General features: G+C 59.9%; 18 protein-coding genes and 10 pseudogenes. 13 read left to right on the top strand and 15 right to left on the bottom strand.

What is annotated here, in order from left to right:
- The first annotated feature begins 341 nt into the window (after nucleotides 1-341).
- The 3 genes from AC0V8S_RS36350 to AC0V8S_RS36340 all read left to right on the top strand — a co-directional run bounded on the left by AC0V8S_RS36350 (nucleotide 342) and on the right by AC0V8S_RS36340 (nucleotide 2761).
- Nucleotides 342-1991 (top strand): MFS transporter, encoded by a 1650-nt coding sequence (locus tag AC0V8S_RS36350; protein WP_183455313.1) that lies wholly within the window; start codon nucleotides 342-344, stop codon nucleotides 1989-1991.
- 39 nt (nucleotides 1992-2030) lie between these two features.
- On the top strand, nucleotides 2031-2279 hold the full coding sequence (locus AC0V8S_RS36345; RefSeq protein ID WP_183455314.1) for a DUF982 domain-containing protein: 249 nt from the start codon (nucleotides 2031-2033) through the stop codon (nucleotides 2277-2279).
- A 152-nt stretch (nucleotides 2280-2431) separates the two neighbouring features.
- Complete coding sequence (locus tag AC0V8S_RS36340) at nucleotides 2432-2761, top strand: bifunctional hydroxymethylpyrimidine kinase/phosphomethylpyrimidine kinase (RefSeq protein WP_475439077.1); 330 nt, start codon at nucleotides 2432-2434, stop codon at nucleotides 2759-2761.
- A 631-nt stretch (nucleotides 2762-3392) separates the two neighbouring features.
- Here the strand turns inward: AC0V8S_RS36340 and pmtA are convergent.
- The 5 genes and pseudogenes from pmtA to AC0V8S_RS36315 form a co-directional block, all read right to left on the bottom strand.
- Nucleotides 3393-3989, bottom strand: a pseudogene (pmtA, locus tag AC0V8S_RS36335) (phospholipid N-methyltransferase PmtA).
- A 75-nt stretch (nucleotides 3990-4064) separates the two neighbouring features.
- A complete protein-coding gene (panC, locus tag AC0V8S_RS36330; RefSeq protein ID WP_183455316.1) occupies nucleotides 4065-4955 on the bottom strand; it encodes a pantoate--beta-alanine ligase in 891 nt (296 codons plus the stop codon).
- Nucleotides 4952-5167 (bottom strand): annotated as a pseudogene (locus AC0V8S_RS36325) (3-methyl-2-oxobutanoate hydroxymethyltransferase); the annotation flags it as partial. The gene panC and the pseudogene AC0V8S_RS36325, both read right to left, overlap by 4 nt.
- Nucleotides 5168-5212: 45 nt before the next feature.
- Nucleotides 5213-5450, bottom strand: a pseudogene (locus tag AC0V8S_RS36320) (transposase); the annotation flags it as partial.
- 132 nt (nucleotides 5451-5582) lie between these two features.
- The gene (locus tag AC0V8S_RS36315) at nucleotides 5583-6293 is read right to left on the bottom strand and encodes a competence protein CoiA family protein (protein WP_183455317.1); all 711 of its coding nucleotides are present in this window, start codon (nucleotides 6291-6293) and stop codon (nucleotides 5583-5585) included.
- A gap of 522 nt (nucleotides 6294-6815) precedes the next feature.
- On the opposite strand from AC0V8S_RS36315, the gene AC0V8S_RS36310 reads away from it, so the two are divergent.
- The 4 genes from AC0V8S_RS36310 (at nucleotide 6816) to AC0V8S_RS36295 (ending at nucleotide 9974) form a co-directional block, all read left to right on the top strand.
- Nucleotides 6816-7061 carry a CopG family ribbon-helix-helix protein gene (locus AC0V8S_RS36310; RefSeq protein ID WP_111545633.1) on the top strand — a complete coding sequence of 82 codons (246 nt, stop codon included), beginning with the start codon at nucleotides 6816-6818 and terminating at the stop codon, nucleotides 7059-7061.
- The gene (locus AC0V8S_RS36305) at nucleotides 7058-7351 is read left to right on the top strand and encodes a type II toxin-antitoxin system RelE/ParE family toxin (RefSeq protein ID WP_183455318.1); all 294 of its coding nucleotides are present in this window, start codon (nucleotides 7058-7060) and stop codon (nucleotides 7349-7351) included. The genes AC0V8S_RS36310 and AC0V8S_RS36305 overlap by 4 nt, the downstream gene beginning before the upstream one ends.
- Before the next feature lie 914 nt (nucleotides 7352-8265).
- Entirely contained in the window at nucleotides 8266-9441 is a 1176-nt protein-coding gene (locus AC0V8S_RS36300) for a UvrD-helicase domain-containing protein (RefSeq protein ID WP_475439076.1), read from the top strand.
- Nucleotides 9402-9974: a 3'-5' exonuclease gene (locus AC0V8S_RS36295; RefSeq protein WP_475439075.1), complete on the top strand. Its 573-nt coding sequence runs from the start codon at nucleotides 9402-9404 to the stop codon at nucleotides 9972-9974. The genes AC0V8S_RS36300 and AC0V8S_RS36295 overlap by 40 nt, the downstream gene beginning before the upstream one ends.
- Here the strand turns inward: AC0V8S_RS36295 and AC0V8S_RS36290 are convergent.
- A pseudogene (locus AC0V8S_RS36290) lies at nucleotides 9878-10867 on the bottom strand (IS5 family transposase). The gene AC0V8S_RS36295 and the pseudogene AC0V8S_RS36290 sit on opposite strands and share 97 nt — an antisense overlap.
- 76 nt (nucleotides 10868-10943) lie before the next feature.
- On the opposite strand from AC0V8S_RS36290, the pseudogene AC0V8S_RS36285 reads away from it, so the two are divergent.
- The 5 genes and pseudogenes from AC0V8S_RS36285 to AC0V8S_RS36265 all read left to right on the top strand — a co-directional run.
- Nucleotides 10944-11162: pseudogene (locus AC0V8S_RS36285) on the top strand (Spy/CpxP family protein refolding chaperone); the annotation flags it as partial.
- A 70-nt stretch (nucleotides 11163-11232) separates the two neighbouring features.
- Nucleotides 11233-11921 (top strand): annotated as a pseudogene (locus AC0V8S_RS36280) (response regulator).
- A gap of 3 nt (nucleotides 11922-11924) precedes the next feature.
- Nucleotides 11925-12242: a hypothetical protein gene (locus tag AC0V8S_RS36275; RefSeq protein ID WP_475439195.1), complete on the top strand. Its 318-nt coding sequence runs from the start codon at nucleotides 11925-11927 to the stop codon at nucleotides 12240-12242.
- A gap of 44 nt (nucleotides 12243-12286) precedes the next feature.
- Nucleotides 12287-12640 (top strand): annotated as a pseudogene (locus tag AC0V8S_RS36270) (HAMP domain-containing protein); the annotation flags it as partial.
- Nucleotides 12641-12834: 194 nt separating this feature from the next.
- Nucleotides 12835-13179 (top strand): sensor histidine kinase, encoded by a 345-nt coding sequence (locus tag AC0V8S_RS36265; RefSeq protein WP_475439074.1) that lies wholly within the window; start codon nucleotides 12835-12837, stop codon nucleotides 13177-13179.
- A 416-nt stretch (nucleotides 13180-13595) separates the two neighbouring features.
- Here AC0V8S_RS36265 and AC0V8S_RS36260 read toward each other — a convergent pair whose 3' ends face one another.
- The 5 genes and pseudogenes from AC0V8S_RS36260 to AC0V8S_RS36240 form a co-directional block, all read right to left on the bottom strand.
- Nucleotides 13596-13766, bottom strand: a complete 171-nt coding sequence (locus tag AC0V8S_RS36260) for a hypothetical protein (RefSeq protein ID WP_258580832.1) — start codon at nucleotides 13764-13766, stop codon at nucleotides 13596-13598.
- A gap of 118 nt (nucleotides 13767-13884) precedes the next feature.
- On the bottom strand, nucleotides 13885-14796 hold the full coding sequence (locus tag AC0V8S_RS36255) for a LysR family transcriptional regulator (protein WP_183455323.1): 912 nt from the start codon (nucleotides 14794-14796) through the stop codon (nucleotides 13885-13887).
- An 8-nt stretch (nucleotides 14797-14804) separates the two neighbouring features.
- Entirely contained in the window at nucleotides 14805-15191 is a 387-nt protein-coding gene (locus AC0V8S_RS36250; protein ID WP_258598621.1) for a hypothetical protein, read from the bottom strand.
- A 25-nt stretch (nucleotides 15192-15216) separates the two neighbouring features.
- Nucleotides 15217-15372: pseudogene (locus tag AC0V8S_RS36245) on the bottom strand (ferredoxin reductase); the annotation flags it as partial.
- 113 nt (nucleotides 15373-15485) lie between these two features.
- Nucleotides 15486-15714 (bottom strand): annotated as a pseudogene (locus AC0V8S_RS36240) (fatty acid desaturase); the annotation flags it as partial.
- A gap of 232 nt (nucleotides 15715-15946) precedes the next feature.
- On the opposite strand from AC0V8S_RS36240, the gene AC0V8S_RS36235 reads away from it, so the two are divergent.
- Complete coding sequence (locus tag AC0V8S_RS36235) at nucleotides 15947-16978, top strand: LacI family DNA-binding transcriptional regulator (RefSeq protein ID WP_475439073.1); 1032 nt, start codon at nucleotides 15947-15949, stop codon at nucleotides 16976-16978.
- Between the two features lie 237 nt (nucleotides 16979-17215).
- On the opposite strand, the gene AC0V8S_RS36230 is transcribed toward AC0V8S_RS36235, so the two are convergent.
- From AC0V8S_RS36230 to AC0V8S_RS36215, 4 genes and pseudogenes are all read right to left on the bottom strand, one after another.
- A complete protein-coding gene (locus AC0V8S_RS36230) occupies nucleotides 17216-18205 on the bottom strand; it encodes an IS5 family transposase (RefSeq protein ID WP_475439072.1) in 990 nt (329 codons plus the stop codon).
- Nucleotides 18206-18290: 85 nt separating this feature from the next.
- Nucleotides 18291-18380: pseudogene (locus tag AC0V8S_RS36225) on the bottom strand (IS6 family transposase); the annotation flags it as partial.
- A 116-nt stretch (nucleotides 18381-18496) separates the two neighbouring features.
- On the bottom strand, nucleotides 18497-19135 hold the full coding sequence (locus tag AC0V8S_RS36220) for an HAD family hydrolase (protein ID WP_475439071.1): 639 nt from the start codon (nucleotides 19133-19135) through the stop codon (nucleotides 18497-18499).
- A 432-nt stretch (nucleotides 19136-19567) separates the two neighbouring features.
- The gene (locus AC0V8S_RS36215; protein ID WP_258599062.1) at nucleotides 19568-20647 is read right to left on the bottom strand and encodes a cysteine protease StiP domain-containing protein; all 1080 of its coding nucleotides are present in this window, start codon (nucleotides 20645-20647) and stop codon (nucleotides 19568-19570) included.
- Between the last annotated feature and the right edge of the window lie 8 nt (nucleotides 20648-20655).

The following is a 20655-nucleotide window of genomic DNA, read 5'->3' as shown; positions in this document are numbered from 1 at the left end:
AGGGCCAAGACTTACGAGTGATTCCTCGACCGCAACAACGGTCACCGGGTCGCTTTGATAACTGTGACCCAAGGGGTCGCGAACCGGATGTGGATGTTTGCCAGGCAGGTATGCGTAGTCCGGGAAATTCTTTTCGCGAGGACGTGACATAGACCCAGCAATCATGAAAGCGCGTTGGTGGCAATTCCAGATGAAGTAATCGCTTGCGCCAGAGTGCCAGCGGTAAAGAAATATCTTGCGCTGCCCCGACAAAATGCGCTCATGGTGCCATTCCTCCATGGGCACGTGCGCCGGGAGGGCACCTCTAAAACGACCGATAGACCGAGGGAGGGCTCAACCCAATGAGCAGGGTGCCGCGCGCAGATGCGAGTCCAGCTTCGTCGGCGACATTTGCGCCGCTCGAGAATGCGACCTTTCGATCGATCTGGCTTGGCACCCAGGTCGCCAGCCTTGGCTGGCTAATTCAAACTGTCGCCATCAGTTGGCTGATGGCGACCATCTCGACTTCGGACGTGATGGTCGCCTTGGTTCAGGCTTCGACGACACTCCCCATATTCGTCCTGTCGATCATCGCCGGGGCCCTGGCGGACAATTACAGCCGCCGCAATCTCATGTTCGCTGGCTGGTGCATGATAGCGTTATCCTCGGCGATGCTGACTGTTCTTGCGGCCCTCGGGATTTTCATTCCATGGATGGTTCTCGCATTCAGCTGTTTGGCCGGAGCGGGTGCCGCTTTCACCGATCCTGCTTGGCACGCGTCGGTGGGCGATATCTTACGAAAACGCGAAGTCCCAGCCGCGGTCACGCTCATCTCGGTTGGATACAACGCCATTCGAAGCGTCGGCCCGGCGCTCGGTGGCATCGTCGTTGCCTCCTTTGGACCTCTGACAGCTTTCGCTGTGGCGACACTGACCTATGTAGCGCTGCTGTGGACCCTAGGGCGCCGCAAATGGGATGTTCGCACCTCACCTCTCCCGCGCGAGCCTTTGACCACCGCCATCCATGACGGAGCGCGCTTCACGGCCCTGTCGGCGGAGATCAAGGCGGCAATCGCGCGTGGAGCGCTTTTTGGCCTGACCAGCATCTCCATACTCGCGCTGCTGCCTCTCGTTGCCCGCGATCAACTAGGGGGAGGACCAATCGTTTATGGTATCCTGATGGCCGGCTTCGGGACGGGCGCCTTGTGCGTCGGCATTTGCAACAATGTCTTGAGGCGGTCGCTATCCCAGGAGCGGCTTACAACACTGGCATGCATTGCCTGTGCGGCGTGCTGTCTATCTCTTGCTCTCACTACTTCAGTGGCGGTGGCGGCTATTGCGCTGGCGCTCGGCGGAGGGGGCTGGGTCGTCACCTGGACGGGGCTTGACGTGAGTGTCCAATTGGCAAGCCCAAGGTGGGTCGTTGGTCGCACGCTCTCGATCTACTATGCCCTTTCGTCGGGCGGTATCGCAGCCGGCAGTTGGCTGTGGGGCACAGTGGCTGAGAACTATTCGCTTACCTTAGCCCTCGAGGTTTCCGCTGGCGCGCTCGTAGTGGTCGCGGCCACCGGCTTCCTGATGCCTATCCGTCAATGGCAAGACTCTGATCAGGATCCTTTTGGCTTCGAAACGCCACAGCTCGCTCTCGACCTGAAGCCGAGAAGCGGGCCAATCGTCGTCAAGATCGAGTACTCAATACCGGAGGCGAACGTCGAAGCTTTCCTGGACCGGATGCAGGAACGACGGCGAGTGCAAAGCCGTGTCGGTGCTCGGCACTGGAATCTCCAACGCGATCTTCAAGATCCTTCGCTTTGGACAGAAACCTTCCGCACGCCGACCTGGATGGACTATCTGCGCCTGAACCATCGCCTCACGGCGGCGGACAAAGCGTTGGACCAACATCTGCTCGAATTGAACATGGCAAATCCGCCTCGTACCAAGCTCTCGATTGAACGACCGACCGTGGCAACCCGCAGGCGGGATCAGTCGACGCGATTTTTCTTCCGGCTGTGATCGCCGGCTTTGGGTTGGTAGAGCTTGGGGGACAGCGAGATGACCGGTTTGGTGAGATTTGAGAGGCAAGTCGTGGTCCAGATTGGCCGCCACAGCCCAGAACGTGCCGTATTCGATGTCAATGATGCGGCCGCCATCTTGCTGCAGGTTTCTGGTCGTCAGACGGAGAAGCGCAGGGCAGCGATGGACGCCTGTTTGAAGGCACTACGGGGTAAGGCTCATCCACCCGCCGCCCGAAGAGCCTTCGTCGCGGCCGCGCGCGAAGCAAATATCCTACGCGGCGATTGACAGGTCAAAAATCGTTCGACGCTGACCGAAGCGGCGAGAAAATATGTAAAGAGCCGCTTTGGCTGACAAGAATGCACCGGTCTACGTCTTCAGCAACGCCGGCAAGCAGCGTAAAGTCTTCGCCCGAAATCAGGTGGTATCCGATCTCCAGGGTGAACGCGCCGCTGGCCGCCGGGCCGCAGGTCCTGCTGATCAAGGGCGGCCACGCATCGGGACATCGATCAACCGATGTTCTGTTGCGCTTCGATCAAGAACCAATCCGCTTCGACACACCGCGCCTGATCTCATCGATGCGCGGGACGGGTTGCATGCTTGCCAGCGCGATTGCGGCGCATCTGGCCAATGCGAGATCGCTTCAAGATAGCGTGCGCGAAGGCAAGCTGGCAAGCTGTTCGTGTTCGAGAAGCTCCGGAAACATGCAGCCGAAAACAGCGAGTGACCGTTTTGCGGCGGTTTGCCGACCACCACATGGGAGCGTCTGACGAGCGATCTCCCTTCTCCAAAGAAAGCGAGTTCGAGGGGCCTCTGAAGGAGCGGAAGAACTCGCGTTTCCTTTTTTCACGGTCCGCTGAGAAGTCTTCAGCCTAAACATGATTATTGTGGTTCGCCTGTCGTATTTCCGAACGCCATTGCACGGTAGAGTGACCGAACCTCACTGGCGTGGCACGGAAGGCCAGGAGGCCATCGTACAAGCTGAGGCATAGGACGGCGCAGACCGTCCGCTCTTCAAAGAAGAATATTCTCCAGGGGGATCGTCATCATTGATCCGGCTGTCAGGAGGCCTGGGCAGCTGAAAGAGGGCGATGGCTATGATATGGTCAGGGACGGGATTGCATGGTTTGCGTCAGGCACCTGCACGGATCACCTCTCAAAAATGGCAGGCCGGTCCCGGCATCGAAGCGCCGTCGCGAGATTTTCGCGGCCGCGGTGGCTTCGCTGTCAATTGTCCGCAGGGCGAAATCCGCAGCAAATGAGTATGCGCTAAAAGGCATAGCCGCCTCCGCAAGCGGAGGCGGCTACAAAAGCGCAATCGATGCTAATTTCGTGACGATCACCGTCGTGTCCTTCAGCAGGATTTTGCAGAATGCCGCCACTTTCCGCGCGTGCTGCGGCTCAGACTGCTCGTCGGTAAGTCCAGAGCTGTGCGGGCGGGATGTTGCGGACGACGAAATCATAGTGAGACACGACGTAGCGGTCGGGCATTTTGATCACCGGCGACAAAGGTCCGTAGGTGATCTGAATGACAGGTCTCCCGCGAGGAATTCGGGCAAGCAAATCCTCAAGCAATGCAATGCGCTGTTCCATCGGAAAACTCAGCAACGGCACCGCACTTATCACACAGTCGAATTGCTCCCCGCGCCGCTCGGCCAGCACTTCCTCCAGCGCGAACGCATCGCCCAATCGAAAATCCACCCCTGGAAAGCGTCGTGTGAGACGATGATAGAAATCCTTGGATTATTCGACCGAAACCAGCTGATGCGGCTTGATGCCCCTTTCCAGGATTGCCTTGGTGATGACGCCAGTTCCTGCGCCCAGCTCAAGAACCGGCAATCCGGATGCCGGATTGATAACGCTTGCCATACGACGCGCGGCATGAACGGACGTTGGCATCAGCGCGCCCACTCGTTTCCTGTCCTTCTGCCAGCCCTTGAAGAATTGCACTTCTTCTTCGAACTTCCTGGCGAGGAGCTCCTTCAATCGAAAGACCATATCTGCTCCCTGCTCCTGCTATTTGTCTGGGTCATTTTGACGACGCACGTTTGTCCAAGCCTTGCGGCTGCTCAATCATGCGGCATTAGCTGCCGCGAGCAGCTCGCCTTTGCGCTGCCCGGGCAGAACGCCGACGTTATCGATAAGCCGCGTCCCGCCGAGCCAGGCGGCGACGATCAGGCGGGCCGGTCGGTCCGCGGCGGAAAGCGGCGACAGGTCCTGGTCTGCTCTCAGCTCGAGATACTCGACTTCGTCGTAACCGGCAGCGCGGATCGCTTGCCTGGCCTCGGCAAGCACAAGCTCCGCCGGCGCTCCCGCCGACAATCGCCCGGCCGAGGTGGAGAGGACTTCGGCGAGCCTTGGCGCTGCCAAGCGCTGTTCGGCCGAGAGCCTGACATTGCGCGACGACATCGCCAAGCCGTCGGCTTCACGTACCGTTGGACATGCTACAATCTCGATCGGAATCTCGAGATCGCGGACGAGCCGGCGAACCACGTGCAGTTGCTGGAAATCCTTCTCGCCGAAGAAGGCGAGATCAGCACGCGTCTGGAGAAAGAGCTTGGCGACGACGGTTGCCACGCCGTCGAAATGGCCGGGACGGAACGCGCCGCACAGGCCCCTGCTCACCCCACTCACCGAGATCGTAGTGGCGAAACCTTCCGGATACACGTCCGCTGCATTTGGCGCGTAGAGCAGATGAGCGCCAAGCGGCGCAAGCTTGGCGGCATCGTCATGCTCAGTGCGCGGATAGGCCGCGAGATCGGCCGCGCTGTTAAACTGTTTCGGGTTGACGAAGAGCGTCACGATAACCCGGTCGGCCTTGGCGAGCGCGGTTCGCACCAAGCTCAGATGGCCTTCATGCAAGGCACCTATAGTCGGCACGACAGCGACCTTCAGGCCCTTCTGACGCCATCCGGCCACAGCCATGCGCAACTCGGCGACGGTTCGTGCGATCGGAATGATCATCCGGCTTCTTCTCCATTCACGGACCTTGGCGCATCGCCGAAGACATGGTCGGATCCCGGAAAGCGGCGGTCGCGCACTTCCTGCGCATAGGCCGCGATCGCCTCCCCGGCGATCTCACCGAGTTCGGCACAGCGCTTGACGAATTTGGGCCGGAAGTCGCCGAAGGTGCCCAACATGTCGTCGACGACGAGAATCTGTCCGTCACAGGCTGCCGAGGCGCCGATACCGATCGTCGGGATCGCCACCTCTGCGGTGATGGCGGCGATCATCTTCATGCGAAAGCCGATCATGTCCGCCAGGCTGTGGACGACCTGGTCCGGGCAGCGCGGATCATCGATGCAACGCGCCAGACGGTCGGCCACCCGCAGTCGTTTTTCCACCTCGGCCAGAGCCAGAACACCGCTGTTCGACGACAGCATGCCGCCGTCAAAACGAGCGATGACGGATTTGCCGCCCACTGATGACAAACCGCTCAGCGGCAGGTAGATCATTCATGGCGGGTGTCGTCTCCGGGAAATGATTCGGATCGGCTTTAGCAACCAAATCCTACGTCATTTCAACGGCTTGCGCCACATCCGCCAACCACCCTGAATTTTTCGGGCTAGGTCCCTCGGTATGGACCGAGCATCAATCAACCGATACTTGAGACGCTTTCCAATGCCAGTCAGGCAGCTGCCAGCTAGGAAATCCGTGCAGCATGCCGGCGACGGCCTCCGTCAGCGCCATCCGCTTTATGTGCCGGCCTCTGCCGAATCTGACCGGTGGCAAAACATCGGGGTAAGCGTCCTTTCCCGCGAGTTCTATTGCAAATGGCACTAACTCCTCGCAATCGCATAAGACCTCGCCAGTCTCCCGGCGGTACTGGCTATTTTTGTAACTGAGGGCCTTTGTCAGACGCCACGCGACGGGCCTCTCAGACATGATCCAACAACACGTGACACCAGAGCGCCGATAGCGCTCCGTCCTGGTTAGGAAATCGTCCAAGTGCTGGCTTGAGAGTTGAACCTCGAATGCGACCCGCCTGCCGTCAGCCAGAAACACCAGCACGTCTGCTATCCATTCGGCGCCTGCTCCGTCTGTCCCCCAGGCCTCAAGCTCCGCCCGAAAGCCCATTGCCCGCGCAGCCTTGACCACATCAATCTTCAGGCGGGTGTGTGCGTAGCTCTCCGGGCCAGGAAGCTGACCTGTAAATCCAGGTGCGTGCGCGAAGAATCGTAGACCCCGGATTGACGTTTTGGGCACCGCCGGCCAGGCCGTGCGCGGCATTCGCCATGTCCCGAGCGGCGCATTGCAAATACTCAGCCAAGCGGCATCCGAGGCCGAGAACGCTTCGGTCATGTCCCCTATCGCCGCGTTGTACGCGATCTGCCCCAATTACCCGAACCCTCTCACATAATCATATCGTTGAGTCTTTATACTACCACCACCAAAGCCCCTGCGGCGCGGTAGATCAACCGACTTTGGTAGACTGGCGTGTCTCGGCTACATGAAAGTTACATGAAAGAAATTTAACGAGATTGGATTGCGTAAATTATTGAAAAATATGGTGGGCGGTACAGGATTCGAACGACCCCTACCGTGTGAAAGCGTTTCGTCCCCCGAGAATCGTCTTGTTGCGCAGGGGCGCTTTTTTGTCTCAAGGCTCAAGCAGCTTGGAAATGCTGCTCGCTAAGTAGTCGACAAGCCGTCCCACGCCGAGGTGGTCCGGAAACCGACATGCGGGCAGTTTTCACGTCGATACCAAGGGCTCGATGCAGGCCAACGGAATTGATTATCGTTCGAGATTCAAGCTAATCACAGACTTGACGAACCAGCTTGGTTCAACAATAATCATAGTGAACCAACGAAAGTTATACCCCCATGACCGCCTTCACCGTCCGTGTGCCGGACGAAACCGCAGACAGGCTGGACCAACTCGCCGAAAAGCTTGACCGCTCACGCTCCTATGTGGCCGCACAGGCCATTGAGGACTTCGTGGCCCGGGAAGAGTGGCAGCTGGCTGAAATAGAGGCCGGGTTGGCCGAGGCCCAGCGCGGCGAATTCGCAAGTGACCATGATGTAGCTGCCGTGGTCGGAAAATACGTCAAGTCCGCCCGCCAATCATGAGCCGTAAAAGAATCCGCTGGACCCAGCGGGCGTTGCGGCGGCTTGACGAAATCGGCGCCCACATCGAGAAAGACAGCTCCGATGCCGCCGGCCGTGTCGTAGCGCGCATTGTGTCAGCGGCCGAGCACCTGGCCGAGCAACCGGCCATGGGTCGCATCGGACGCATCAAGACGACGCGGGAGCTCGTTTTGGCTGATATACCCTATATCATCCCCTATCACGTCAATGGCGAGACCGTCGAAATCCTGACTGTCATGCACGCCGCCCAACAGTGGCCGCAGGCCCTGTAAAGTCGCTGCACCAGCAAATTTCCGGCCGTCACGCCAGAATCGTATTGATGATTTTGGGGCGCTTCCGCCATTCTTGAATTACGCAACGATAAGCCCCTGGCGTGAACCGGGGGCTTATCGTAATCAGTCGCGGACGATCTGTCCGCCGACATCCAAGCCGTCGGGCAGAGCGATAAGGCCCGTGCCACCGAAGAGGTAGAGGTCGTCCCGACCTTCGGCCCGTCCGGCATGGCGGCGAGGTCCGTGCGGCCGGAGAGGTCGAGATTATCGGGGGTAGACGAAATAGACATTGAGGATTCTCCTGTGTCGGCCCTCCGTCACGCCGGAAGGCGGGTGCCGGGGGATCGCTACAAGGAGCGGAAACGGGACATTGGAAATGTCGCCGGTTCAGTATGGGCGAGGGAATGCCGTTTGCAAAGGGGACCAAAAATAGCAGATTCAGGCAATGCCATATGCCCTCCCCCGTTACGGCCGGCAGTAATACGAACGGCCGTTGCGGCTTCGCCGCTCCGGCGGCCGCCTCTCAAGGCGGCGAACCGGTCGGCCAGCCGGAGTGGTGGCGTGTTCAGGTTCTCTTCGCCACCCTCGCCGCATGGGGTTCTGCTGCTGCCAGACCTGATTCTCTTAGTCTAGCCCAATAGCTTCTGCGACCGGGTCTGCCGCACTACACGCCGGGTGGGGGGAAATGGAATGAAGCGACCCTATAGTTCGTTGAGCATCGACCAGCTTGAGGCGATACTGGATAAAGCCACGGCAAGTGGTGATACCAAGGCTGTCAAAGTCATCGCGCGTGAAGCTGCAGTGAGGACCACAGCTCGGGCCGGGAGGCTTCTGGTCCGCGCCAAATCCGCATTGAACGTCAAGCAAGCGGACCTCTTCGACCGAAGCGCCCAGACGTCTAGGAAGCGGCCGCCGTGGTGCACAAGAAAGCGGCGGCGAAGCCCGTGGGTCGTAAACCCACGACGGAGCAGCAACAGGCAATTGACGCTTTCCTGTCCGGTGGCTCGCTCCGCATCAATGCTTATGCGGGCACCGGCAAGACCTCGACGCTGCAGTTCCTTGCCCACGGCACTCGCAGCCGCGGCCAGTACATCGCCTTTAACAAGGCGATTGTCGGAGACGCCCGTGAGAAATTTCCTCCGACGGTAAATTGCTCCACCACCCACAGCCTAGCGCTGAAATCGCTGCACTCAGACTACAAAAAAACCAAGGACAAGTTCGCCGGCAAGGTCGGCACGAAGCAACTCGCTGAGATACTTGGATTCAAGAAGACCTGGCGAGTTGACCGTGACCATTCTCTACAGCCAGTGTCACAAGCTTATTTGATCCAGCAAACAGTTAGACGGTTCGCTCAAAGCGGCGACGAGGAAATCTCTGACGCGCACGTGCCTCGGCACGGATCGCTGCTTACGGCCAGCGAAGATACTCTCAAGGCAGTGAAAGAGTTTGCGTGCAACAATGCCAGGCACGTATGGCACCGCATGTGCGACCCAAAGGATGCGATCCCGCTGGGTTTTGACGGGTTCTTGAAGCTTTGGGGGCTATCCAAGCCGCAGATCGCAGCCGACTACATCCTTCTAGATGAAGCGCAGGACACCAATCCCGTCGTACTCGAGGTGCTGCGGCGGCAAAACGCCCAGCTTGTCTACGTTGGCGACCGCTACCAGCAGATATACGAATGGCGTGGCGCGGTGAACGCGATGGATGCGATCAAGACTGATGCCATCGTTAGCCTGACCCAGTCGTTCCGGTTCGGTCCCGAGATCGCCGGCGAAGCATCCCGCATCCTGCAGCGGCTCGGTGAGAGCGTTCCGCTGACCGGCAATCCCGCTATGCGGAGCCGGGTCGGTAGCTGCAACCCCAATGCCATCCTTGCCAGGACCAATGCGAACGTCATGACGGCGCTAATCCAGTGCCTCGATGAGGGTCGCAAGCCGCATCTCGTTGGCGACAACAGGGACCTCAAGGAGCTGCTGTGGGGAGTGCGGGACTTGAAGGAGGGGCGTCCACCGATGTCGCCGATTTCTTCGGTTTCACCAGTTGGGAGTCGGTGGTCGACTTCTCCAAGACCACCGAGGGCGAGCACCTGACCATGTTCGTCAACCTGGTGCAGAGCAAGGGCGAGAAGCGCCTGCTGTGGGCAATCAACCAATCCGTCAGCGAGGAGCAGTCTGAGATCATCATCTCCACAGCACACAAGGCCAAGGGTCGGGAATGGAAAAATGTTCGACTGATGGACGACTTCCTGAAGACCCGCGAAGCACGGACTCCCGCGGAAAAGGCCAAACAAGAGCAGGAGGACGCTGCGGAACTAAGGCTTTTCTACGTCGCCGTTACACGCGCGAAGGAGGCGATCGAGATACCGATCATGGGCAGCAAGGGTGAGCCGCCTCCAGCTTCGGCACTCCTAGCAAAGTATGAGGAGCAGGCGCCGGCTAAGACCGCTGTCGCGCCACCGGTTGACTGGCAGGAGGCGTTGGTGCATGGGTCCGGACTTGAGGGGATGTCGATCTTTGAAGCGGCAGACTATGCCGTGGCCGCCTTGCGGCGGGCGGATTTCGGGCGTGCGCAGGCAAGCATGCGGTTGAGGACGGCGCAGCCGATGGCGACTTCGGTCTGCTGAACGGGAAGCGACCGTGCCCGCAAACGCCGCCCGATGGTGGACTTTTATCGCCCTATGGCGGTCTCGACCAGCGAGCGTTTGCCATAACCGTTGGAGACCTGCCATTTCATCCGGCCGTCTCTGCCGATTGCGGCGATATGCTGGTCCCTTTGGCCGGCAGGTCTATCGTCGAATGGTTCGACCGCGTTGACGCGAGGCGGAATGACGATTGCGGCGGCAGCGCTGTGATCGATGACTGCGTCGTAAGTCGGTTTTCCGTCATAGGCGCCGTCAGCAGTAAACTGTCCGATCGGACCGCCAATCTGGTCGAGCAGTGGCTCAACTTGAGAGACATCGCCAGTGTCCTGATCAGTCAGGGTATGGGCAATGATCTCGCCGCTGTCGGCATCCAGGGCCAGATGCAGCTTGCGCCAACTGCGACGGGATCTGGCGCCGTGCTTCTCCTCCAGCCACTGACCCGCGCCGTAGACCTGCAGGCCGGTGCTGTCGACAAGAACATGCACTGGTCCCTCCGGCGGAACCTGGCGATCATGCCGTTTGTTGGGCGATTGCCATGTCCGCGCCCGACGGCTCAGGGTGGTATGATCGGGGACAGCGAGCGCCAGCCCCATCAGTTGCAGCACCGATTCCAGCAAGCCTTCTGCCTGGCGCAGCCGCAGGCCAAACACAAGGCCCAGCGTCAAGGTGGTCTCGATCGCCAGATCAGAATAGCGGTGCTGGCCGCCACGTGTCTTGCGTCTTGGCGCTTGCCACCTGGACAGGGCTTCCGGCGTCACCCACAGGGTCAAACTGCCGCGATGACGAAGTCCTGCCTCATATTCTGGCCAGTTCGTCACCCTGAACTTCATCTTCTCAATATGATGGCGGCGGCTGGCATTGTGTTTGAAAGGCATGGCTACGCTACAAAGCCTATTGCGGTTACCGCTTGCCTAAACCCACACCAATAAAAGATCCGTGCACCAACGCCGCGACGATGTCCGCCCGATCAAGTGCGGCTTCCGCGATACGCGAGACGATGTCGCCAAGCTGCTCGGCGCCGCAACCTTCGACCGCGAGGCAGTGGAGAAGCTGCGCGCCGAGCGTATCGCGGCGGTCGACGAGGTCTCGCGCAAGCTGACGACGGCGCTGCTCGACGCCGCCGCGGTGCTGACGGCCGAGCAGCGGGCGGAGCTGGTCGAACTTTTCTAGGATCGCAGCTGGCACCGACGCTGGTAAGCTCTGTACCGGCACAGGTTCGAATCGGAGTAGACAAACGAGCATGGCGGACCAGGTTCTCATCGTCGACGACGACAGGCGCCTGTCCGCCATGCTCGCGGAATATCTGACGGGCAACGGTTTCGTGTGCGAACGGCGGATACAGCGGGCGCAGGCATTGCCGATATCGCGCGGCTGTCGCCCGATGCCGTGATTCTCGATGTCATGCTGCCCGACATGGACGGCTTCGAGGCGCTCAAGCGCATCCGCGCGAACTCCGACGTGCCGGTTCTGATGCTGACGGCGCGAGGCGACGAGACTGACCGCATCGTGGGGCTGGAAATAGGCGCCGACGATTATCTGCCGAAGCCTTTCAATTCGCGCGAATTGCTGGCGCGGTTGAAGGCGATCCTTCGCCGCCGCAACGCCGGCTCCCCGCGCATCCTGCGCTTCGGACGGCTGGAGATTGACCCTTCGTCGCGCTCGGCCCGCGTCGACGGGCGCGACTGCCCGATGACCAGCTACCAGTTCAACCTGCTGGTGGTGCTCGCCGAAAATGCCGGGCGTACGCTGTCGCGCGTGCAGCTCATGGACATGGTCAAGGGCGAAGAACTGGCGTTCGACCGGTCGATCGACGTGCATGTCTCGCGCATCCGCGCCGCGATCGAGACCGATCCGAAAGATCCTCGCCGCATCAATACGGTACGCGGCGCGGGCTATTTCTTTGCCCGTTTCCAGGACGGTGACAGATAAGCCATGCGCAACAGCCTTTTCGTCAAGATCTATCTCACCGTGCTCGTCAGCTTCGCTGCAGTGGTGATCGCCAGCGCGACCTTCCTGCACATGAGCCGGGAACGCGACCATGCCGCGTGCGACGCCTTCGCGGCGATGCCGCCGGCGGACTCCGACCCCGCTCTGCTGCAGGCGACGGCCGAGCGGGTTCGGCGGCCTTCAATGCCGACATCTCCGTCTTCGGCCCGCAAGGGGGGCTGGTTGCAGAGATCGGCCGGCCGATCTCCCCGCAAAAGTTCGGATCCCCGCGCAGGATCCTCCCCGGCGGGCATCACCTGCTGATCAGCCGGCAGTTGGACGGAAGTGTGATCGCGGCGCGGCTGAGAATGCCGCTCGGCCAGGCAGGCTTTCTCGCGCTGATCGCCGCGGTGATAGGGCTTGCCGCCTTTCCAGTCGTGCGTCATCTCACACACCGCCTTGAAGCAATGCGCCAGGGCGTCGATCGCTGGGGCGCAGGCGCTCTCGACAAGCGCGTCGCCGTGCGCGGCAGCGACGAGGTGGCGGCGGTGGCGGCGAGCTTCAACCGCGCCGCCGAGCAGTTCGAGCGGCTGCTTGCCGCGAATAGCTCGCTGCTTGCCAATGCCAGCCACGAGTTGCGCTCGCCGCTTCCGCGGCTGCGCATGGCGATCGACCTCATCGCCAACGAACAAAGCGGCCCGATGCGCGACGAGATCGTGCGCAACCTCGCCGAACTCGATGCGCTGGTGGAGGAAATCCTGCTTGCCGGCCGGCTCGACCATATCGAGAAGCTGGAGCCGGTGGATCTGCTGGCGCTCACGGCCGAGGAAGGCGCACGGTCCGGCGTCGACGTCTCAGGCGAACCTGGCGTCGTGTCGGGCGACCCGAAGCTGCTCACGCGGTGGTTCGCAATCTCATGCAGAACGCGCAGAGACATGGCTGCCCGCCAGTTAGCGCGCATGTGGGGATCGAAGGCGGCTCGGTGGTGCTCAAGGTGTGCGATCACGGGCCGGGCCTGCCGGAAGGAACCGGTGAGCGCGTCTTCGAGCCCTTCTTCCGGCCACAGGGCCGCAGCGAGACGGCCGCCGGCTGGGGCCTCGGTGCCTGTCGCTGGTGCGCAAGATCGCCTTGCGTGACGGCGCAACCGTGCACCACGAATCACCATCCGACGGCGGCGCCTGCTTTGTCGTCACGTTTTCGGCAATATCTTGATACGGCGGGCGCATATCCTTGTGAAAGCAGGGCGGAAGGAGAGGTATGATTAACGCACGAATTCCCGACGGGTACTGGTTCCGCGAAAAGATCAGCAGGCGCGGAGGGCAGCGAACCTCGAAGGAGGACGGATTTAATGAACGATCCGGCCGTCCGTCGGCGGGAGCAGGCCTTGGCGAGGCTGACCGCGGCTGAATAACGCTGGTCGCTCCGCCGTTCCCAGCACGTCGCGAACAAGCTGTCGAAGCTCACATGGGCAGTAATAGGACGTGAGGAACCAAAGGGAAAACGTACAATGATCACCTCACCAAAAGGCCTCTCGAAGCCCTCGACGAAAACTCTGCTCGGCCGCCAGACAGGCGTTTCGCGGGAAACAATCTTGGCGGTGGCAATGGCTGGTCGGGCTCTGCCACCGCTCTTGCTGCCACTGCGCGAAAGGGCCAAGCGCAACCGTTCGACCTGGATTCAGTATTCCCCTTTTGCCTCGCCGACGACGAGGCTCTGTATTTTCGTCGGCAGTGGCGACTGGCATCGCGTCTTTTCTGCTTCGTGCACGGTTGCGGCCTTCGGGATCGATGTCCCGCCTGCCGCGGCGGGATTGCCCCCTTCGATCAGACGGAGCTGATCCCGCAGCATTTCTGCCCCGCGCTGCTACCTCAATTTCCTTACGGCTCAATCAATGTGACACCACCGTCCGGACCCATGCACCAACGCCGCAAAGCGCCGCTTGATCAACCCAGTCACCCAAATTCCGTCATAGCTCTGGCCGAGATGCCTCCTGCATCATTATCTCTCGCATCCAGATGCTTGCCGGATCGCTATTGTGGAGAGCCGGCCACTGGGCGGCTTCGGTGAAACCGGGAAGCGGCAGCGGAAGTTCGACAACCTGAAGGGGAAACGTGTTTTCGAAATGCCTGACCAGCCGGAGGGGCACGGTCGCTATACGAGCTGTGCCGGACACCATGGGCGGGATCATGCTGAAGCTCTGCACGACGACTTCGACACGTCTTTTAAGACCATGCTCAAGCAAGAACCCTTCCTCGATGGAGGGCTTCAGCAAACGTCGGAACCTGACGCAGACGTGCCTCATCGACATGTATCTCTCGAATGTAAGGTGCCGTGGCAGCTGCTTGTTCGTGGGACAGCCTACGCATACGAGCCTCTCGTGGAAAAGCGCCACTCTTGGATGCGCGTTCGACATGAACACATCCGGAGTGATCAAAAAATCGACCTCACCACGCCGGAGGACCTCATCGGGGCTGCCGTCGAGAGGCATCAATTCGAAGCTGACGGCGGGGGCTTCCCGGGCAACACGCTCCACGACCGTTTCAAAAAACACGAGCGCGGCGAAATCGGAAATAATGATCCTGAAGCGGCGATCGGATCGAGCAGGGTCAAACGGATCCGACGACATAATCGAGGACTGGATGTTTAGGAGAGTCTCGCGGACTGCGGGGCCAAGTGCTGCCGCACGTGATGTCAGAATACGTTCTCGGCCGCTCATGCTGAACAGTTCATCGCCGAAAAAATCGCGCAGCCGGGCGACGGCCGCACTCATGGCCGGCTGACTGAGGTTGATGCGGCGTGCCGCCGCCGAGAGATTGCGCTCGGCCAGCAGGGCGTCGAGCACGACGAGAAGGTTCAGATCAAGCCCTTTGAAACGCATGTCTGCGGCTATCCATCCGTCCAGGTGGCCCGCGATGGGATCAACCCGACATGGCCGATCACCGGAATGGCCTCGTCGGAGAGCCGCTCCACGGTCGCCAGACTGGCGCTGCAATAGACGGCGTCGGCGCTCGCCTTGTAGAGCGCGAAAGCCCAGCGCACAAAATCGTCCGCCATGCCGACCTCGAAGAAATTGACGCCCGGCACCGCAAACAGGCTTGGCGCAACCTCGCGGAAATGCGGAAGAACCATGATCTCAGGCGGCACCGAAACCATGTCGACGCCGGCCCTCTCGGCAGCCTCCAACTCGTCCAGCGTCTCCACGCGGATCATCGTGAACTGATACTTGTCTTTCAAGGCGCGGATATCCGCTACCGTGGGTCTCTTCCTGCTCATCGGCTGCACCTCACATTTTGCGCGATCATGACGCCAGCAACGTCTTGAGTTTCACGTCGGGCGACATCAGTTCCGAGGGTCAGGCCGCGCCGCCTCGCGATCAGCATGTCGGCCAGGCGAATGTGCGGGCCACGGCGTTGCCGGGACCGATGCCGCTCGCCAAAAGCAGATGTCTGTCCGCGGCCGGCGCCGCAGGCCTCGATCCAATCCGTCACTTTCATCTCCGTGGATCTTGTCTGATCGAAGTCGGAGGCGGCGGCGGGCCGCCGCCTCCGTAGCCTTGGGAGGCTGTTGTTCCGCGGCAACCTTGGTTTCGGCGTGGAACTCTTCGCGATACGGCCGCGCCGTTGGCGGCAGCTCGCGCTTGACGAAGTAGTCCTCGTTGCGCAACTGGCGCAGGAAGGTCGGGATCATTTCGCCGGTTGCCGGCGATCGACGGCGACGGCTGGTCGTGCTTGACCAAACCGTTCAGCTTCAGCAGCGCGTGGTACGGCACCATCGGGAACCTGTGGGGCTTGATATGCTCGACGGCGCGCTGCGCGTAGCGCCCTATCAGACTGTAGTCGCGTTTCGTCTGCCTATAGTCGTCGGCTGCGGCAGTTGCGTTCATCACGATCTTCCTTTTTCAGGCTAGGACCAAGGCTGACAAACCGTCATGCAACAGAACTACCATATTCAATCATTTACCTCAACAGATCTTGCAATTTTTCTATCATCCACTATCATTCCTTCGAAACCTCAAAAGGAGGCTAGCCTTGGCCAAGCGACCAACGGTTTCGGATTTGGCTCGGGCATCCGGGGTCAGCGTGGCGACGGTCGACAGGGTTTTGAACAGCCGCCTTCCGGTGCGCGAGGAGACGGCGCAGCGGGTCTACGAGGCGGCGACCGTCATCGGCTACCACGCCGCGCCCCTGATCAAGCAGCGGATCCGCCAGGATCTCCCGGAATACCGGCTCGGCTTTCTTCTGCAGAAGCCCGAGCAGCATTTCTATCAGGAGTTCGCGCGCGAGTTGGAGGCCGCGACGACCCATGCGTCGCGGTTCCGCGGCGTTGCGGTCATTGATTTCTGGTCGAGCCAGGCTCCCGAGGACATCGTCGTCCATCTGGAGAAACTGGCAGCGAAGACGAACGCCGTCGCATTGGTCAGCCCCGATCATCCAACGGTCACGGTCGCCGTGGAGAGCTTGAAGGCCCGCGGTATTCCGGTGTTTTCGCTCCTGTCCGATTGCGCCTCCGGCGTACGGGAGGGCTATGTGGGCCTCGACAACCGCAAGGTAGGACGCACCGCCGCGTGGATGATCGCGAAGTGCGCCAGGCGGCCCGGCAAGGTCGCGGTGTTTGTCGGCAGCCACCGCTTTCACGGCCAAGAGTTGCGCGAGATCGGCGTGCGCGCCTACTTCCGGGAACACGCACCGGACTTCATAGTACTTGAGACGCTGGTCAATCTCGAGACGGCCGATTTGACTCACGATGCAATGCTCGACCTGCTCGAGAGGCATCCCGATCTCGTCGGGTGCTACATCGCCGGGGGCGGCATGGAGGGAGCTATCACGGCGGTGAGAATGGCCATGCCTGCCCAGCCTCCGGTCATGATCTGCAACGAGATAACGCCTGAGTCGCGCGCTGCACTCGCCAACAACATCGTCACCATGGTGCTCGCAACGCCGCTGGCGCGGCTGAGCAGCGATCTCGTCGATCTCATGGCGCATACCATCAAGGACGGCGCCGCCAACGCGCCGGGACTGACCTTCCTGCCCTTCGACATCTACCTGCCGGAGAATATCTAAGCGTCTCTGCGATAAAATCTATCATAGATGGGCGTTGGTGCATGGGTCCGGACTTGAGCGGATGTCGATCTTTGAAGCGGCAGACTATGCCGTGGCCGCCTTGCGGCGGGCGGATTTCGGGCGTGCGCAGGCAAGCATGCGGTTGAGGACGGCGCAGCCGATGGCGACTTCGGTCTGCTGAACGGCGTTGGTGCATGGGTCCGGACTTGAGCGGATGTCGATCTTTGAAGCGGCAGACTATGCCGTGGCCGCCTTGCGGGGGGCGGATTTCGGGCGTGCGCAGGCAAGCATGCGGTTGAGGACGGCGCAGCCGATGGCGACTTCGGTCTGCTGAACGGGAAGCGACCGTGCCCGCAAACGCCGCCCGATGGTGGACTTGTATCGCCCTATGGCGGTCTCGACCAGCGAGCGTTTGCCATACCGTTGGAGACCTGCCATTTCATCCGGCCGTCTCTGCCGATTGCGGCGATTATGCTGGTCGCTTTGGCCGGGAGGTCTATCGTCGAATGATTCGACCGCGTTGGCACGAGGCGGAATGACGATTGCGGCGGCAGCGCTGTGATCGATGACTGCGTCGTAAGTCGGTTTTCCGTCATAGGCGCCGTCAGCAGTAAACTGTCCGATCGGACCGCCAATCTGGTCGAGTAGTGGCTCAACTTGAGACACATCGCCAGTGTCCTGATCAGTCAGGGTATGGGCAATGATCTCGCCGCTGTCGGCATCCAGTGCCAGATGCAGCTTGCGCCAACTGCGACGGGATCTGGCGCCGTGCTTCTCCTCCAGCCACTGACCCGCGCCGTAGACCTGCAGGCCGGTGCTGTCGACAAGAACATGCACTGGTCCCTCCGGCGGAACCTGGCGATCATGCCGTTTGTTGGGCGATTGCCATGTCCGCGCCCGACGGCTCAGGGTGGTATGATCGGGGACAGCGAGCGCCAGCCCCATCAGTTGCAGCACCGATTCCAGCAAGTCTTCTGCCTGGCGCAGCCGCAGGCCAAACACAAGGCCCAGCGTCAGGGTGGCCTCGATCGCCAGATCAGAATAGCGGTGCTGGCCGCCACGTGTCTTGCGTCTTGGCGCTTGCCACCTGGACAGGGCTTCCGGCGTCACCCACAGGGTCAAACTGCCGCGATGACGAAGTCCTGCCTCATATTCTGGCCAGTTCGTCACCCTGAACTTCATCTTCTCAATATGATGGCGGCGGCTGGCATTGTGTTTGAAAGGCATGGCTACGCTACAAAGCCTATTGCGGTTACCGCTTGCCTAAACCCACACCAATAAAAGATCCGTGCACCAACGCCTGACAGCACCTCAAGGGGAACCTGTAGTAGAGCCAGACTGCATGGGCGATGATCTGCGGCGCGAAACGATGGCGCTTGTAGCTGACGGTTGCGGCGTTCATGCCGTCGCGTTATGCCGCAAATCCCTGACCGCGAGTTAAGTTGATAACGCCGACAGAACAGTTGCGTCAAGGCGAATCGTGCGGCGCGCGGCCATGCGGTGGACATGGTTTTCTCTTCAAGCAATGCCCGCAAAAAACGTCTTCGTTGGCTCGTTCAGCATCGCCGAAATCTGCGAGCGCGATGGCGCACCCCACCAGTCGCACAAATTGAGATAGCCGAGATCGCTTGCACTGTCACCGAATCCGATCGCTGGCCTATCTTCAGACTCCGACCGGAGTTTCTTCAAGAGGAACTCTACTGCCCGGCGCTTTGAAACCGGCGGGGGAATGAGCGCGAAGTTGTTTCCGTTGTGATGCCGTATCCAACCCGCATCGTCGAACTCAAATTTCAGTTCCGCCAGCCTCTTGCCATCACCATTATTTTCTTTGAAAACGGCGTATGTGGCCATCTCGCTTTCTTCAACGATCCACGAACGAACAGACATTTTGCCAGCTGCGGCTCCTTGCCGACCTATTTCAAGTACCTTGTTCAGTGCCCCCCTGTGAGGAATCAGTTCCTTAGAAATGACATCGTGCCATTCCTTCAGATGCGCACCGTCCGGCTTAAGGATGACAGCGCCGTTGGCAACAATTGCATAGCTGTTGAACGCGATCTTGACGTTCCCGTAGGCCGTCGTGCCACGTGCCGTGACGGGAATGACTTGTGACGTACCCAGCAGCCAATCGATCATCGCAACCTGGCGCGGCGTCGTCATGGAATGATGTCCGTTCGAGGAGATCGCAGCTAGCGCCAGTTTATGCTGGCTGCCTTTCGGCACTTTGCACGCGTTTGGAACAATGTGTCATCCAGATCGGCAAAGACGATTGGCTGCATGGCGTGATCTGCGGATTTGATGGGTTGATCAGGCAATGCACTCGATCCGTCATCCATGTTTGGAATCCGTTTTCGTCGACTCGGAAAGATCCCGGGCAGATCACTTTGGTTTTGCGTTCACATTTATGCCAACCGCCCCCCTCGAAACGACGGCCAGCCCTGTTATAATCGCAAAAATGACATTCTGTCCGCTAATCAAGAGTTGCACTCACGACCGCCTATCAGCAAGCCGGATGAATCGAAACGCTTGGCCCACGCTCGATCCTGGTTGAGCGGTTTGGAAGTTTGACCAAAATGCGATAGAATCAAAGTTCTAAACCTTTTTTATCAAAGTAATGGCGCGATATGGCTGGATATTTTTCGGGACGACTTGGAAGGGGACTTTCCTCTCCCGGATCAAATGCCGTAGCGCTGCCAGGTCAGCGTCCTCAACGGAAGACAGGAGTACAACTTGAGGCTTGCGGCGCAGAATTGCTCGCGTGGCTTCCGCAATTCCTGGCTTGATCCGATTAATATTCTCGACGGCGAACTGTGCAGCAACTCGATTGATTGCCTCCCGCGATCGTCTCTGATGGCTTGAGCGGTCGTTGTCCATCCGCTGCGCGAGATCATTAGTTTGGTCTAACGCGGTGACGGCATGTGCCCATACATTATCCACGAAAGCAGCTGAGATATCATGAGACACCAAGTGATCCCATAGGACTGTACCGTGAAAATCTTCCGGACCTATGACGTCCTCGTTCAGTATCGAACGGCTGATCAGCCCGGACACGGTGCTCCCGAGTATTCCCGATGGAATGAGCCAGTCCTCGGCCGACGCCGCAAGCCATGCCCGGCCACAGGGGTCAGACAGAACCACCAGCTTGGGCGGCTGTGCAGAAAACGAATGGAAGCTCCGTTCCAGCTCGGTGGAGATGGCGCCTTTGCCGGTCCAGCCATCAACAAACAGTAGACCTTCAATGGGGCGCCGCTCGATGATGTGGCGCATTGCATTACTGTCAATTCCGCGGTCCCGTATGACCGAAATGCCAAAGTGTTGCACGTCCTTTCCCATGCGCGACAACGCACGCTTGAGGAGAACACCCAAAGGCACCCCGGCCCGAACGAGGCTCGCCAACGTGATCGGGCCTTTAATTTGATTTGAGATAGACCGCGCGAGAGCTGCTACCTCGCGTCCCATTCTCGCAGCGCCAACTGACATCGCTTCGTAGAATATCGCCATGTAGCCGGCTTCGGGCGCGCTTTCGAAAGAAATCATTTCCGAATAATGGCGTAGGCCGGACTGTATCGCCGTTTCCTTCGACGCGTCGTCGATTGGCTCCAAAGTTACGAGCTTCAAAAGAAAAGTGACGTCCGTACTACGATACGTACCAGAAAGTATTTTACTCGTCATCGTCAACA

The sequence above is a fragment of the Mesorhizobium oxytropidicola genome, from assembly GCF_056174625.1.
This window is presented reverse-complemented; position numbering and strand designations above follow the sequence as displayed.